Annotated in this window: 14 protein-coding genes, 1 riboswitch and 1 other annotated feature; of the genes, 4 read left to right on the top strand and 10 right to left on the bottom strand. The window is 38.7% G+C overall.

Features of this window, described 5'->3' with window-relative positions:
• Nucleotides 1-42: 42 nt before the first annotated feature.
• The 4 genes from ACXVYO_RS06980 to ACXVYO_RS06995 form a co-directional block, all read right to left on the bottom strand.
• Nucleotides 43-2532, bottom strand: coding sequence for an FtsX-like permease family protein (locus ACXVYO_RS06980; RefSeq protein WP_458466439.1), 2490 nt, complete (start codon nt 2530-2532; stop codon nt 43-45).
• Entirely contained in the window at nt 2529-3287 is a 759-nt protein-coding gene (locus ACXVYO_RS06985) for an ABC transporter ATP-binding protein (protein ID WP_458466441.1), read from the bottom strand. The genes ACXVYO_RS06980 and ACXVYO_RS06985 overlap by 4 nt, the downstream gene beginning before the upstream one ends.
• The gene (locus tag ACXVYO_RS06990) at nt 3280-3429 is read right to left on the bottom strand and encodes a hypothetical protein (protein ID WP_458466442.1); all 150 of its coding nucleotides are present in this window, start codon (nt 3427-3429) and stop codon (nt 3280-3282) included. The genes ACXVYO_RS06985 and ACXVYO_RS06990 overlap by 8 nt, the downstream gene beginning before the upstream one ends.
• Before the next feature lie 76 nt (nt 3430-3505).
• The gene (locus tag ACXVYO_RS06995; RefSeq protein WP_458466443.1) at nt 3506-4543 is read right to left on the bottom strand and encodes a tryptophan--tRNA ligase; all 1038 of its coding nucleotides are present in this window, start codon (nt 4541-4543) and stop codon (nt 3506-3508) included.
• Between the two features lie 5 nt (nt 4544-4548).
• Nucleotides 4549-4757, bottom strand: a binding site (T-box leader).
• 136 nt (nt 4758-4893) lie between these two features.
• Between ACXVYO_RS06995 and ACXVYO_RS07000 the strand changes: the two genes are divergently transcribed.
• Entirely contained in the window at nt 4894-6051 is a 1158-nt protein-coding gene (locus ACXVYO_RS07000) for a 1-deoxy-D-xylulose-5-phosphate reductoisomerase (RefSeq protein ID WP_429705307.1), read from the top strand.
• Nucleotides 6052-6079: 28 nt separating this feature from the next.
• Here ACXVYO_RS07000 and ACXVYO_RS07005 read toward each other — a convergent pair whose 3' ends face one another.
• Together ACXVYO_RS07005 and ACXVYO_RS07010 are read right to left on the bottom strand one after the other, a co-directional pair.
• Complete coding sequence (locus ACXVYO_RS07005) at nt 6080-7201, bottom strand: AI-2E family transporter (protein WP_458466444.1); 1122 nt, start codon at nt 7199-7201, stop codon at nt 6080-6082.
• Between the two features lie 63 nt (nt 7202-7264).
• Nucleotides 7265-7513 (bottom strand): GlsB/YeaQ/YmgE family stress response membrane protein, encoded by a 249-nt coding sequence (locus tag ACXVYO_RS07010; protein ID WP_000539721.1) that lies wholly within the window; start codon nt 7511-7513, stop codon nt 7265-7267.
• A 136-nt stretch (nt 7514-7649) separates the two neighbouring features.
• On the opposite strand from ACXVYO_RS07010, the gene ACXVYO_RS07015 reads away from it, so the two are divergent.
• Together ACXVYO_RS07015 and ACXVYO_RS07020 are read left to right on the top strand one after the other, a co-directional pair.
• A complete protein-coding gene (locus tag ACXVYO_RS07015; protein WP_458466445.1) occupies nt 7650-8111 on the top strand; it encodes a GNAT family N-acetyltransferase in 462 nt (153 codons plus the stop codon).
• A 38-nt stretch (nt 8112-8149) separates the two neighbouring features.
• A riboswitch (cyclic di-AMP (ydaO/yuaA leader) is annotated at nt 8150-8292 on the top strand.
• Between the two features lie 97 nt (nt 8293-8389).
• A complete protein-coding gene (locus tag ACXVYO_RS07020; RefSeq protein ID WP_000945246.1) occupies nt 8390-8533 on the top strand; it encodes a hypothetical protein in 144 nt (47 codons plus the stop codon).
• Nucleotides 8534-8586: 53 nt separating this feature from the next.
• Here ACXVYO_RS07020 and ACXVYO_RS07025 read toward each other — a convergent pair whose 3' ends face one another.
• The 4 genes from ACXVYO_RS07025 to ACXVYO_RS07040 all read right to left on the bottom strand — a co-directional run bounded on the left by ACXVYO_RS07025 (nt 8587) and on the right by ACXVYO_RS07040 (nt 15118).
• A complete protein-coding gene (locus ACXVYO_RS07025) occupies nt 8587-11100 on the bottom strand; it encodes a BC_3345 family exosporium-associated protein (RefSeq protein WP_458466446.1) in 2514 nt (837 codons plus the stop codon).
• A gap of 22 nt (nt 11101-11122) precedes the next feature.
• Nucleotides 11123-13630 (bottom strand): collagen-like protein, encoded by a 2508-nt coding sequence (locus ACXVYO_RS07030; RefSeq protein WP_458466447.1) that lies wholly within the window; start codon nt 13628-13630, stop codon nt 11123-11125.
• Between the two features lie 148 nt (nt 13631-13778).
• Nucleotides 13779-14534, bottom strand: a complete 756-nt coding sequence (locus ACXVYO_RS07035; RefSeq protein ID WP_458466448.1) for a class I SAM-dependent methyltransferase — start codon at nt 14532-14534, stop codon at nt 13779-13781.
• 41 nt (nt 14535-14575) lie between these two features.
• On the bottom strand, nt 14576-15118 hold the full coding sequence (locus tag ACXVYO_RS07040) for a CGNR zinc finger domain-containing protein (RefSeq protein WP_458466449.1): 543 nt from the start codon (nt 15116-15118) through the stop codon (nt 14576-14578).
• A gap of 112 nt (nt 15119-15230) precedes the next feature.
• Here ACXVYO_RS07040 and ACXVYO_RS07045 point away from each other — a divergent pair, with 112 nt between their 5' ends.
• Nucleotides 15231-16430 carry an MDR family MFS transporter gene (locus ACXVYO_RS07045; protein ID WP_458466450.1) on the top strand — a complete coding sequence of 400 codons (1200 nt, stop codon included), beginning with the start codon at nt 15231-15233 and terminating at the stop codon, nt 16428-16430.
• Nucleotides 16431-16438 lie beyond the last annotated feature (8 nt).

The following is a 16438-nucleotide window of genomic DNA, read 5'->3' on the forward strand; positions in this document are numbered from 1 at the left end:
ATTGTTAATATAGTCAAGATGGAATTCATCTTGACTATATTTTTATTTATTATCCTTATTTAACTCTTGAACAATATCCCTTTTTCCTATTCTATTAGCAAAAGGGATAAAAATAATAAGGACCATTCCGAACATCCCCGCTATTACCGTTACGATAAGTTTGAAATCAAAAAATAAAGGTGTATGATCTATTATACTTACCATGTAGGTTAATAATATGCCTATAACAGTCCCTAGTATAATCCCAATAAGTACATATAAATGAACTTGCGTCAAAATAACTTGTACAATCCCTTTTTTCTTAACTGTTATTGCTCGTAAAATAGCAAACTCTTGTCTTTTAGATTGAATATTATTTATAAGTGTATTACATACCCCTAATGTTACACTAAACAAAATTACTACAATAACAACAATGAAGATGGACCACCTTTGCTGAAACATTAAATTAGATTGCTTTAACGATTGAGTATAACTACTTATTTTTAATTGTGGATATTGGCCTTTCAATTTCTTTAATTGCTCCAACGTCTCTCTCTCATTATTTGAACTAATAAATGCCCGCTCAAAAACTGTATAATCTTGTTTATATGTTACATTACTCCAATCCATAAGTACTGAAGGAGAATTCGGTAGCTCGTTAACAATTAATCCGATTTCTACCTTACTAGTCGGTCTAACTTTTTGTTCCTGTTCTGAAAATAGACCCAATTGAACGATATCACCTACATGAAGTTTATACCGCTCCGCTAACTCTTTTGTAACAATTATACTATTCTCCAAATTTGCAGGTACTTCTGACAGTAATCCTTGCTTTTCCATTTCCTTTAAATCACCTAAATTATAGTCAAAAGTAATATATTTTTCACCTTGTTTTAATTCTGCCAGTGAGTTCGTACTAATTGTACTAGCTGCTTTTACACTACTTATTTCTTTAAATATATTTTGTATATGAGGTAAGGTAATGGTTGAATCATTAGTCAAACGATTTTCCACAACAATATGTGTTGGAAATTCTCGTTTTAAATATCTTTCATTATTTTTTTGCATCGTTTTAAATATAGTGGAGCCGAAGACAACTATCACCATCATTGTACTTATCATTAAGATAACAAATGTATTTTTCCTTACTTGCGGAATTACATTTTTAATAGCAACAAATGTATTCCTTCCAAATATTTTTTTCATCATAGGTAGACATAATTTTAATATCCAAGAAAGATAAATAGGAAATAAAACATACACTCCTAAAACAAGAAATATAGATCCTATTAATATCACTATCGCCTGCGTATCTCCAGTATTTGCTACAAATCCACCTAAAGCAGTTAAAAATATGCTACTAATTAAAAGGACTTTCCCCATCATACTGCGTGTTTTTTCATTAGAAAAGTCGGATTCTTCATTTTCGCGCATAAGCTTTACTGGTAATATTTTCGAACTTCTGTATGACGGATATAACATAAACAGTTCAATAAAAAAGATACTACAAATCATTGTTACAATCGCTATTTTATAGTCAAAACTCATCGAATTAATTTGAAAAGCAAATAACTGTTCTAGCCAACTTTGTAAAAAACGGTTACTTATTACAGCTAATAACAAACCAAATATTCCACCAAAGAAATTAATTACACTACATTGAATAAATATAACTTTAAACATTTGTTTCGTTGTTGCTCCCATTGATCGCATAATAGCAAATTGGTTTTTATATTTATATAAAAACACTTCAAAATTAGACATTAATAATAACGATGTAATAATAAGTATTAATACAGATACAATAACTATAAAAATATGTAATGACGCTAAGTTACTTTTTAAAAACTCATCTTCCTCCGCAATATCGATTCTTAATTCTTTGTCTATTTTATGAATTTGACTAGACAATGCTAATACATCGGCATTCTCTTTTGCTTTTATCAACACATAAGTAGCCTCATTGTGTTTACCTGTTTTTTCATATACGTGCTGTTTCACTGCACCTTCTGATAAAACAAGTATATCCGGAGCTGAACCTCCAGCTTCTATATCAGGTAACACTTCTTTTACTACATAGGATTTATTTTCTATTTCAATCCTTTCCCCAACTTCTACTTGTAAAGTTTCCGCTAATCCATCATTTAATGTTACTTCCTCATTTGATAGATTTTTAGAGAAGTGATATCGACTTTTAGATAACGAATCATTTTGAACACCTACTGTATAAATAGCTGTATTCAATTTATTCACTTGCAAATGATTTACTAAGACTTTTGACATGTATTCAATATTTTCTTGTTCCTTAATATTTTGTAGTAAAGATTTATCCATCAATTTATTTTGATCAGGGTTATATCCAACAGATAAGTCCATATCTCCATATACATTTTTCATTTCATTTATAACAGACTGTTTCGCATGATTCGAAAATACAATCATCGTAACAATTAGAGAAACAGCCAACATAACACTAACTATAGAGGAAATAGCAGTAAATTTATTCGTCTTAAAAAAGCGTAAACTTAATCCTCGTACTGATTTTATCATTTTGATTTCTCCATTAATTTTTTAAATTTATCTAAAATGATATTCATATCATTTACTCCATGAGTACACGTATAATCATCAACATTTTCTCCATCATGAATAAAGAGAACCCGATCTGCATACGTAGCAATGTGAGGATCATGAGTAACAAGAATCATACTTTGATTGAATCTTTGTTTCATATCGACTAGTACTCGTAAAATATCATTAGACGTATTGAAATCTAAATTTCCAGTAGGTTCATCTGCAAGAACAATTGGAGGAGATGTTATTAACGCCCTACCAATTGCAACACGTTGTTGTTGTCCCCCAGAAAGCTGAGCTGGTCGATGATTTCTCCAATTTACTAAACCAAGAACATCTAATATTTTATTTGTTTTTTCTCGTATCTCCTCTTCTGAATCAGCTGATAATATGAGGGGTAACGCAATATTTTCTTCTACAGATAAATCCTTTAATAAATGAAATGACTGAAAAATAAATCCTATGTTATCCCGCCTGTACTCCGTCGCATATGGTTCAACAAACATATTGTTAGGCACTTCACCATTTACATATACAACACCCTCATCAGGCTTGTCTAAAGCACCAAGTATGTTAAGTAATGTACTCTTCCCAGACCCACTCGTTCCCATCACGGCAAGGAACTCCCCTTTATTTAACTCCAAAGATACATTTTGTAACGCCCTAACATTTGTATCTGCACTCTCAAATGTTTTACTTAAATCTTGAACTGCTAACACAACTTCACTCATCATTATTCACCTCAACATTATTAAGTTTTATTCCCTCCACCAAATTAACCTGAATTAGAATTTTTTCTTTTAGATTACTAGTTGGTACAATTTCTGTTCCTATTTGGAATAACAACACTTTTAACTCGAGAGTTGTAATCATTTCTATCCCTCCTCACTCTATATTGGTAAAAAATTGAAATTTCGTTCGATTTTTTTGTAAAAAAATAAGGGAACGCTCAGCGTTCCCTCTCAAATCCAATCTGTTTTTTAATTTCCGCTAAATTTACCTTCGCGATATCTCTTGCCCGCTCAGCACCTTTCTCTAACGCTTCGTATAATAAATTCGGCTCATTCATATACATCTCATATTTCTCACGGGGGCCAGCTAATTCACGGTCTACAACGCGAAACAACTCTTTTTTCACATCACCCCATCCAATGCCAGTTTCATACTTTTCACGCATTGACTGTATTTCATCTTCCATCGCAAATTCTTTATAAATCGTAAATAACGTTTCTAGTTCTTTCGGTTCATTTGGAAGTGAAGAATCTGTTTTGATTTTAAATATTAACTTTCGTAGTTTTTCTTGTTCTGCAAATAACGGGATCACATTTCCGTAACTTTTACTCATTTTTCTTCCATCAAGGCCAGGTAAAATGGCACCTTCTTCTTGTATGACATACTCCGGAAGCGTAAATGTCATACCAAATGTATGATTAAAATACGTCGCAATATCACGCGCAATTTCAATATGCTGAATTTGGTCTTTTCCAACGGGTACATGAGTTGCTTGGAATAATAATATATCAGCTGCCATTAAAATTGGGTACGTATATAATCCCATATTCACTCCTGCATCGACCTCTAACCCCGCCTCTTTATTTTGCTCCACCTTCGCTTTATACGCATGAGCACGATTCATAAGACCTTTCGGAGTTAGGCAAGCTAATATCCAAGCTAATTCTAGAATCTCCGGCACTTCTGTTTGTCTGTAAAAAATAACATCTTCACCAAGTCCAAGTGATAACCAAGTAGCTGCTACCTCTTTCGTATAACTACTAAACTGACTTGGATCATGTACAGCATTTAACGCATGATAATCAGCTATAAAATACAATGCTTTCCCTTCATTCTTCTTTGACATTTGCAGTGCAGGTTTAATCGCACCAATATAATTCCCTACATGCGGATAACCTGTCGGCTTAATTCCTGTTAACATTATTTTTTCACTCAACCTAACTCCTCCTTTCTCAAAATAAAAAGAGCCCCTCATCCTTAAAAAAGGACGAGAGACTCCCGCGGTACCACCTTAATTAGCTATCATTCATAGCTCACTTCAACTTCTTAACGTGAAGTAATCGTCTTTGCCTACTCATTTCAGCAAGAAGCTCCAGAGCCCATTCCATATTCATCCCTTACTGATTTCCACCACACATCAGCTCTCTGAAAATTTTTGAATATGTACTCTTCTCTTTCATTGCTTTCGTTATTTTTTACAGTTTATCACATCTAACTTTCAAATAAACCTAAATTTCCCGTTTTATATAGCAGGAATTCCCACCTTACTTGTCCAATAATATATAGGTTTGCAGAAATACTCGAAACAACTTTGGAGGTTTTTTCATGGTAAAGTATATATCTATTTTAGGTTCAACAGGATCCATTGGCACATCTGCATTAGATGTCGTTTCAGCCCATCCTGAACATTTTAAAATCGTCGGTTTAACCGCAAATTATAATATTGATCTTCTTGAACAACAAATCGAAACGTTTCAACCTCGCATTGTAAGCGTTGCGACAAAAGAATTAGCGGACACGCTTCGTACGCGTATTTCAACCAACACAAAAATCACATATGGAACTGACGGTTTAATTGCGGTAGCTACTCACCCTGATTCAAATCTTATATTAAGTTCCGTCGTTGGTGTTTCGGGATTACTCCCAACAATTGAAGCATTAAAAGCGAAGAAAGATATCGCCATTGCTAATAAAGAAACTTTGGTTGCAGCTGGACATATCGTAACTGAACTCGCGAAACAAAACGGATGTCGTTTAATTCCAGTTGATAGCGAACATTCAGCTATTTTCCAATGCTTAAACGGAGAAAATAATAAGGAAATTGAAAAATTAATTGTTACAGCTTCTGGCGGTGCTTTTCGTGATAAAACACGTGAAGAAATGAAAACATTACAAGCGAAGGATGCTTTAAAACACCCAAACTGGCTAATGGGTGCAAAACTAACGATTGATTCTGCTACGTTAATGAATAAAGGTTTTGAAGTAATGGAAGCGAGATGGCTATTTGATATTCCTTATGAAAAAATTAATGTTATGATTCATAAAGAAAGTATCATTCACTCTTTAGTGGAGTTCATTGACGGATCAGTTATAGCGCAGCTCGGTGCCCCTGATATGAGAATGCCAATTCAATATGCGTTTCACTACCCTACTCGGCTACCTTCTTCCTATGAAAAGTTAAATTTATTAGAAATCGGTAGCTTACATTTTGAAAAACCAGATTTAAAGAAGTTCCCTTGTCTACAATACGCATATGAATGTGGGAAAATTGGCGGTACAACTCCTGCTGTATTAAATGCAGCAAATGAAATTGCAAATGCACTATTCCTAAAAAATGAAATTGCCTTTTTCGATATTGAAAAAACAATCTACAAAACAATTGAAGCTCATCATAACATAAAAGATCCTTCATTAGACGCCATATTAGAAGCGGATCAATGGGCGCGCGAATATGCACATCAATTGTTAATAAAAAAGAGCTAAAACAGTTTTCTCTGTTTTAGCTCTTTTTTCATGTATTCAACTTAACAAATCTATACCCATGCGTCACTAACACTTTTAATATCGCATACCCTGGAATCGCTAAAATAATCCCCATAATACCAAATAAATTTCCGGCAGTTAAAATAATGAAAATGATAGTAATCGGGTGAATGTCTAACTTTTTCCCCATGACTTGCGGAGAAATAAATTTACCTTCTGCTAATTGTACAATCATCATAACGATAATTACTTTTAACACCATTGACGGCGAGTCAATAAACGCGATAATTAAAGCTGGTGTAATTGCGATGATTGGTCCTACGTACGGAACGATATTTACAATCATCGCTAAAATTGCAAGTAGTACCGCGTATTTAATACCAATGATAAGATAACCGATTAATAGCATAATACCGATAAACAAGCTAACGATAATTTGTCCTCTAATATACGAGCTAATCGCATAATGCATATCATCTAGTATTCTCATCGCTGCTGGTTGTCTTTGTTCTGAAATAAACTTTAAAAAGTGATTCGGTAATTGTTCACCATCTTTTAAAAGGTAGAACAATATAAATGGAACCATTACAAACGTTAAAACGACTTCTGTAATAGTACTTAAAAATCCAGTTACATTTCCTGTTACTGATGATAACGACTTCGTAAAATCAACGGTGTAGTCTTTTACCATACTCGCTACATCAACATTTAAATTCTCCTGAATTTTCCCTAGTAAATTACTTTCCCCGAATCTACGTGCCGCTCGCTCAATCTCATGACCGAAATACGGCAAGTTATCTATTAATGCATCAATTTGATCTTTAATAATCGGGATTACTGTTACAACTAAAAACACAAATAATCCCAGTACTATTATATATATAGAAGCGATTGATACGATTCTTGAAACACCTTTCTTTTCTAAAAGCGAAACGAATGGATGCAATATATAAAATAGCACGCCCGCTAATAGTACTGGGAAGAAAATTGTTTTTAAAAAGACGATAAACGGAGTAAACACAAAAGAAATCTTCGTTAGCAGTAATATGTTAATAAACAATAACGCAAAGCCAAGTAATACGGCTAAATAATTTTGCTCTCTAAAAAACTTTTTCAACTTATCTCTTTTTCTAATATTTAATTTCTCCAACGAAACCACCTCTTCGAATGATGAAAAGCCCTTATTCAGGGCTTTTCATCATGATCTATATCTTTATTTCCTTGCAGCTTTCACTACAAATGATACAATAAGAATTAACACGATTGCCCCTAATAATGCTGGCACGACATGAATCCCACCAAATGATGGCCCAAAAGATCCAAATAATCTACCACCTAACGAAGCACCTAATAAACCTGCGATAATATTTCCGAACATACCACCTGGAAAATTTTTACCCGTTATAGAACCTGCAATTGCACCTATAATAGCACCAACTATTAATGTGATAATCCATCCCATTTTTAGCCCTCCATTTCTATTATGGTGTATTTCTTTTTAATACTAAATTGTTATGTAACTATTATAATTATTATATCCAATAAAGAAAAATCTTGTCAAATCTATGAAAATAAAGCCTACAAGGAGGTTTTACCCTATGATTCAAAAATTAATTACAACTTCTCATAACACCGCTACTTCTATTTTAAACATTCAAATACCCGCTTATGAAATTGAAGCAAAATATATAAATAGTACAGCTATTCCTCGCCTTTATGATACTGTAGCCGATATTCAATCATGTGATGAAATGTTTTACGGCTATTTTTATGAAGATACACTTGCCGGGTTTATTTCTTTTAAAATGGATGAAGAGGAAGTTGATATTCATCGTTTAGTAGTATCCCCTGATCATTTTCATAAAGGAATTGCAACAAAACTACTACTATATGTATTTGACATGTTCTCCCCTTCCCAAACATATATTGTACAAACAGGGAAAAAAAATACCCCTGCTCTGTCTTTATATAAAAAACATGGATTTATTGAAGTAAAGGATATCATATTACCCGATGGTGTAGTTTTAACCTCCCTAGAAAAATCAGAAAACAACAAATAGTTTGACTCATCATTTTTTTTATGTTATCTTTTACTTTATAAAACCTTTTGCTGAGTCCAAATTTTGGAGCGGGGGAACCATTTTTGTAGCTATGCTACTTGGGGCGAATCTTATTTAAGTAGGGAAACTCTCACTTCCCGAGTCCGACAGCTAACCTCGTAAGCGTAATGGGAGAGGAAGGTGCTTTTTGCCTATGTTACACATTTTGCCTCCTTAATGATAAATATGGGATCGATACCAAATAGTCACCTATATTTATAGAAAAGGAGAAATGTAAAATGTTACGTTTATCTGATCACGCAATAAAAATGATGGAGCAACGACTTCGACTCGAACAACATCGCACATATCAAGCAAATAAAGTTGTAGATAACTTACATCACAAATACTTCTTTCAACATATTTTCCAGCCAAAAAGATAAAGAAAAAACACAAGGTGTGTCTACAAAGACATTCCTTGTGTTTTTTATATTTCTTATAAAATTCTCACTACATTTAAACTTGCCGTAATCGCACCTGCTATAGTGGTCACATGCCCTACACCTAATGGACCATTTTGTAATATTAATGTTGAATTGGCACTCGTTACATTCACAAGAAGTGTATTGGAAATGGCTGGTTCGATTACTACAGTTGATGTCGTTACGTTTTGTATAAAACTCCCTGTTAGTTGAGCTCCATTTAATAATAATCTGACAGATACTGTCTCATTCCCAGCACTTGCATCTCCTTGAAAATAATAACTTACTAAATATATGCCTGGCGTAGATACGGTAACCGTTGTGGCACTAGTTAACGATACACCAGTTCCATATACAGTGGATCCAGAATTAATTGGGATGTTGGTATTTGCTGCAATGGCACTCGTTGATGTAGAAAAGAAATAGCCGCCACCTGTTGATATAGCAGATGATCCGGTTGATCCTGTTAAGCCGGTTGGGCCCGTGGCACCGGTTGGGCCTGTTACTCCCGTTCCCCCTGTTGCTCCTGTTATTCCTTGGATTCCTTGGATTCCTGTTGGGCCTGTTGCACCAGTCGCTCCCGTCGGTCCAGTTGCTCCGGTTGCTCCCGTCACACCTTGTGGACCCTGAATTCCTTGGATTCCTTGAGGACCTGTTATTCCCGTCGCTCCTGTTACTCCTATCTGCCCCGTTATCCCTTGGGGACCTTGAATTCCTTGCACGCCTTGTGGACCGGTTGCTCCAGTCGGGCCAGTTGCACCCGCCTGCCCCGTTATACCTTGTGGTCCTTGAATTCCTTGGATTCCTTGTGGACCGGTTGCTCCCGTCAGTCCTGTTGCACCTGTTAGACCGGTTGGACCTGTTGCTCCGGTTATTCCTTGTATACCTTGAGGTCCAGTTGGGCCTGTTGGACCAATCGGACCTTGAATTCCTTGCAGACCTTGAATGCCCTGTGGACCGGTTGGACCCTGAATTCCTTGGATTCCCTGGATTCCTTGCGGGCCTGTTGCACCCGTTGGACCTGTCGGCCCCTCTGGACCTTGCACTCCTTGTATTCCAGTCGCACCGGTTGGACCTATACCTCCTTGTGGCCCCTGAATTCCTTGGATTCCTTGAGGACCTGTTGGACCAGTTATTCCACTTGGACCTTGCACTCCTTGTAAACCTTGAGGACCTGTTGGACCGATTGAGCCTTGGATTCCTTGCAGACCTTGTATTCCGGTTGGGCCTGCCTGCCCCATTACTCCTTGCTCACCTTGTATTCCTTGGATTCCTTGTGGGCCTGTTGGACCAATTGGACCTTGTGCCCCTTGCACTCCTTGTTGACCTGCCTGGCCTGTTGCTCCTATCGGTCCTTGCACTCCTTGTAAACCCTGTAAACCCGTTGGACCTGTTTCTCCCATTACTCCTTGTGGACCTTGAATTCCTTGGTCACCCGTTGGACCGGTTGCCCCCATTGGTCCCTGTACGCCTTGCAAACCTGTTAAACCGGTTGCACCGGTTGGACCCTGTATTCCTTGCACTCCTTGAATTCCAGTCGCTCCTGTTGCTCCTGTCGCACCGGTTGTTCCCGTTGCTCCCGTTGGACCGGTTGGACCTCCCGGTGATCCTGCTGGACCCGTTGGACCGGTTGGACCTCCTGGCGGACCAGTTGGACCCGTTGCTCCCGTTGGACCCGTTGCAGAACCAGTTGGGCCAGTTACTCCCGTCTGACCTGTCGAGCCCGTTGGGCCCGGATCCCCTTGCAAACCAGTTGCACCGGTTGGCCCTATTACACCTTGCACGCCTTGAATTCCTTGTGAGCCTGTTGGACCAGTTAGCCCCATCTCACCTTGCGGACCTTGTAAACCTTGAACGCCAGTTGCGCCGGTTGGTCCTATTACACCTTGCACGCCTTGAATTCCTTGTGAGCCTGTTGGACCGGTCAGCCCCATCGGACCTTGAATACCTTGTATTCCTGTTACACCTTGTAAACCACTACTCCCTAAATTCCCTTGAACACCTTGTATACCCGTATTTCCAGTTGGGCCAGTCGGACCAATTTCTCCTTGCACGCCTTGTATACCTTGTATTCCAGTTGGGCCTATTGGACCAATCTCCCCTTGCATACCTTGTATACCTTGTATTCCAGTTGGACCTGTTTCTCCCATTGGCCCTGGTATTCCTTGTATACCTTGTATTCCGGTTGGGCCAGCCGGCCCCCTTTCCCCTTGCATACCTTGAACACCTTGAATTCCCTGTGGACCTTGTTCCCCCATCGGTCCTTGACTACCTTGAGCACCCCTTGGTCCTGTTAAACCAGTTGGACCTGTTGGACCAATCTCTCCTTGCACCCCTTGCACTCCTTGAATTCCTGTCGGGCCCGTTGGACCAATTGGCCCTTGTACGCCTTGTATTCCTTGCGGGCCAGTCGGTCCACCTAAAGAACCTGTCGGACCCGTTGGACCTGTTGGCCCCGTAATACCTGACGCCGAAAAAGGAATAGGTGCTTGAAACTTACTACACTTATCTTGATCCCTCACAAGCATCTCCCCCCGTATAACTAACGTGTCAAACTATTTTTAATACATTTAAACTAGCCGTTATTACACCAGATAATGTCGTTACATGACCAATAGCTAATGGGCCATTTTGTAAAGATAAAGTAGCATTTGAAGAAGCAACATTAATGACCATCGTATTAGAAATCGCTGGTTCTAATACAAAAGTACCTCCTGTAACATAAAAAATAAAACTCCCTGCGACTTGTGTTCCATTTAAAGTAAGCCTCACGGAAATCGTTTCATTCCCCCCATTTGGATCACCTTGAAAATAATAGCTTACTAAATATATTCCCGGCGTACTTAACGTTACAGTTGTTGCATTTGTTAAACTCACATCAGAACCAAAAACTGTAGATCCAGAATTGATTGGTATGAACGCATTCGCTGCAATTACACTCGTTGAGGTAGAAAAGAAATAACCGCCACCGCTAGGTAAGCCAGTCGCTCCTGTTGCCCCTACAATTCCTAAGGAACCTATAGCCCCTATACTACCAGCGGCTCCGGTAGGTCCTACAGCTCCAATCGGGCCTTGACTACCTTGCGCTCCGGCTGACCCTACACTACCGTTAACCCCTGTGCTTCCACTTGCTCCAGTTGGTCCTTGTATTCCTTGAATACCTTGCACGCCTTGTATTCCGATTACCCCAGTTGCACCGATAGGCCCTGTCATTCCTGTACTTCCTTGTATCCCTATAATCCCTTGAACGCCTTGTATTCCTTGTGCCCCGGTCGCTCCTGTTTCTCCTGTCGCTCCTGTTTCTCCCGTTACACCCGTAACCCCAACATTTCCTTGTGGTCCTTCGGGTCCCTGAGTACCTTGTGCCCCTTGCACTCCTTGTGGACCAGTTATCCCGTTTTCTCCTAAATTCCCTTGAGGACCTCTAATTCCTTGTGCACCTGTCGGGCCTGTTATTCCTTGTATCCCTTGCATACCTTGAGAACCTTGCGCTCCTGTTGGACCTACTATACCTTGTGTTCCTTGATCACCTTGGAGACCGATGGCACCAGTTGAACCGATTATTCCTTGGACTCCTTGAAGACCTTGAGCACCTTGAGCACCAGTTAATCCAATTTCCCCTTGTATTCCTTGTGAACCTTGTATTCCTTGAACGCCAGCTGCTCCTGTTTCCCCTCGTATTCCTTGTGGACCTTGTATCCCTTGTGCTCCAGCTGCTCCTGTTTCCCCTCGTATTCCTTGTGGACCTTGTGCTCCAGCCGCTCCTGTTGTGCCTGTGGGACCGATTATTCCTTGTAAACCTTGTATACCTTGTGCTCCTGCCTGACCTGTTATCCCTTGTATTCCTTGCACACCTTTAGGACCTTCTGCACCAGTTGGACCGATTTCTCCCTGTGGGCCTTGAGTTCCTTGTGGGCCTTCTGCGCCAGTTGCTCCTGTTATTCCTTGATTACCTTGAGAACCTTGTGCACCTTGTACACCAGCTACACCAATTACCCCTTGAGGACCTTGTGCTCCCCTTACACCTTGAGGGCCAGTGGGACCAGTTATACCTTGTAATCCTTGCACTCCTATTAGACCAGTTCCCCCTGTTACCCCCCGCGCACCAGTTACACCCGTTGGACCTGTTGGCCCCCCAGGTGGACCGGGCGGGCCAGATGGACCAGTCACTCCACTAGATGGACCAATTGGACCGGTTATTCCTGTTGGTCCTCCAGGTGGGCCTTCTGCACCTTGTATACCAGTAGACCCAGTTGCTCCTGTTATCCCTCGTATTCCTTTTGCTCCTTGAAAACCTGTGGATCCGGTTATCCCTTGTATACCTTGAACACCTTGCGGACCTTGAGGACCTATTACACCTGTTATCCCCCTTATTCCACTTATACCTTGAGGCCCTTGTATTCCAGTAGAACCAGTTGGACCAGTTACACCTTGTATTCCTTGATCACCTTGGTGTCCTTGCTCTCCAGTAATTCCTTGTATGCCTTGTGGACCTTCTTCCCCTTGTATACCTGTCGTTCCGTCCTCACCTTGTATTCCTTGCGCACCTTGAGGACCTTGAGGACCTGTTACACCTGATATCCCAGTTACACCTATTTCTCCCTGCATTCCTTGCGCGCCCGTTTCTCCTCGTTCACCTATTTCTCCTTGTATTCCTTGGACGCCTTGTATACCTTGACTACCAGCAGGGCCCGTAATTCCTTGTATTCCTTGCATACCTTGTAATCCAATATCACCAACAGGACCTTGCTCTCCAATTAATCCTTGAGGACCTTGTAAACCGACCGAACCAGTTATTCCTTGCTCTCCAGTATCACCAACGATACCTTGTATTCCTTGCGCTCCTGTTGTCCCCCCTGGACCTTGTATTCCCCTGATACCTTGAGGGCCTTGTGGACCAGTTGCCCCTGTAGGGCCAGTAATTCCCGGAGGCCCGACCGGACCTTCATGCCCTCCAGTTGGACCAGTTGGACCACTATCACCTGTAGGGCCAGTTGCTCCTATAAGCGGAAGAGGCAGTGCCACTCCAAATTTTTTGCACTTTCTATGACGACGCACAACAATCCCCCTTCCCCAAAAATAATTACACCTTTTATATGAAATGCATTTTTATAAGAAAAGTACACCTCTGACCTCATTTTTTAAAAAATAAAGAAGCCTATCGTTTCATCTATTTGAAACGATAGGCTTCTTTTTATAAAACAATTTACTTTCTCGCCTTAATAATAAAGGTAGTTGGTACCATTCTAGCTTTATATAAAGAATAATATTTCGTAGACGGCTCAGCTCGTTCTCCATCAAACGAGCTTGATGGTTCAGGCTCTTCTATTCTCTCAATTGTAAAACCCGCTCGGTTTAACTCATTTATGTATGTACTTATTTTTCTCTTATATAATGTCGCTTGTACATTTTCACCTTTAAATGTTTCAAACGTAATAGGTGTTTCCTCATGGTACGAAGACTTGAAAACAATTTCTTCTGTACCATACTGTAAATTTGAATATACTGGATGCTCCCAACTAAAAATAAAACTTCCTCCTGGCTTTACATATGAATAAATCAGCTCTAACGTTTTCCCTAAATCTGAAGTCCAACCTAATGCATAAATGGAGTACACAATATCAAAATATCCTTTCGGAATATCCGCTTCCTCTTCCATTGCGCCGCATATTAACTTTGGATTCCAACTCTTTAACGTTTCATTCGCTGTTTTAATTTGTTCACTGGAAAGATCAAGACCCCATAACTCTTCCGCCCCATGCTCTGCCATATATTGCAACGAATGCCCACTTCCACAGCCAATATCAAGAACCTTTTTATTTCTAATTGAATCAAACAAATGAATCTCGTCTTCAGACGCTGTATACGGACCATACTTCGGTAAACAATCTACTTGAAAGAAATAAGGCGCAACTGTATCCCAACACTTTTTATTTAAAGTTAACATTTGTGTATCCTTCATATTCTACATTCCCCCATCCCATTTTCTTCCCCTAATTTAAATTACACATTATAACCAGATCTTCCTTTTCTCTTCGCCCGGTAATTTTTCACTTTCGCAATCGTACCGCACGCTCTTCCTCCTTCTTCTCCAGCGTACATACCGCACCATCTTTTACTTCCATTTCGTGAATTGTCATAAAATACCCAGCGGCAATCTGGACATGCTTTTAACCTCCCCCACAAATTTTCTTGAACTGCCATTAAAACAATGCTTAATACTTTTGTATATATATTTTCTTCGTGCATTGGTTCATATGTAATACCTTTCATATCTTCCTTTACATGTACATGAAATGGATATTTCTCTAACCACTTTTGCAATGATCCTTCGCCTTCAATCGTCATCCGAATGTCTTCTCGAAAACTATTTAATTCCTCTATCGTATGAAACGGAAACTCTTCATGAAAATGTTTGTTCATAAATTGATTTATATCATCTTCGGTCTGCAATAAATCAATTGCTTCTCTCGTATCATTTGGTATTCTCCATGTATTTAAAAATTCCCGAATATATTCTAGTTCATTTGGTGCATTTTGATTCAATTCCATCCACCTTCTTCTTAAATTTCACTTTTTTCTGACTTTATGTATAATTATAATATAAAATAGTTAACCATCAAATTATTTTACTGGTTACAATATTAGGAGGAGTTCTATGAAAAGTTTCTCAATACCGATACGTTTCATGCTTATTTCTTCATTTTTTATGTCTTTTGGGTATTTTGCAGTATACGCATTTTTAGCTATTTATCTATTAACCTTTCTTCATTTTTCTGCTGTCCAAGTAGGAACAGTGTTGACGGTTATGACAATCACATCACGAATTGTCCCTTTATTCTCAGGATTAATCGCTGACAAAATAGGCTATATCATTATGATGATAGCCGGATTATCTTTAAGAGGAATTGGGTTTATCGCTTTAGGAATATGCTCTGATTTCTATACAATTTCTATTTCTTCTGCACTTATCGGCTTCGGAACTGCATTTTACGAACCTGCTGCGCGCGCTATATTCGGCTCACAACCAGCTCATACAAGAAAAAATTTATTTACATATTTAAACCTTAGTTTTAATTGCGGTGCAATAATTGGACCAATTGCCGGAGGGTTCTTACTCTTACTCGATCCCATCTATGCTTTTTTTCTAACAGGATCTCTTATGCTGTTATTCGCTTTTATCTTTTACTTACTTAAAAATCACTTCCAAGTCACTACTGAAAACACGTCTATTACATTAGGGCTACAGGCTATCTTACAAAACAAGTCTTTTCTTCTGTTTTCATTTATTATGATTTTCTTCTATATTATGTTTACTCAGCTTACTGTCGCACTCCCACTTCATATGAAAAACATTAGTAATAGCAATCAGCTTGCTACACTCGTTATTACGATAAATGCAATAACAGGCGTCATATTTATGGTGTTATTTCGAAAACTATTTCACAAATACAACACGCTGTCGATTATTAAATACGGTATTTTATTCATGGGCATTTCCTTTTTACTCATCCCTTTATTCCAGCATCCATATTGGTTATTTATTTGTGTAATTTTATTTACAATTGGTGAAACACTCGTATTACCTAACGCTGATATTGCTATTGCAAATTACAGTAACGAAACCTATACAGCTACTTACTTCGGATTTTATCAACTATCACTTGCATTTGGTTTTATCATCGGTAATTATACCGGTACATCTTTTACAGCCAACTTAAGCGGAATGTATACACTATGGCTTATTCTCGGTGGAATAGGAATTATTGGTTTTATTTCACTACATATTTTAAATATGAAAAAGGATTTCCTAAAGAAGATATATACCTACTGTAAAAATACTAATTTACGGCAATAAGTAAACTT

The sequence above is a fragment of the Bacillus sp. BC08 genome, from assembly GCF_054326875.1.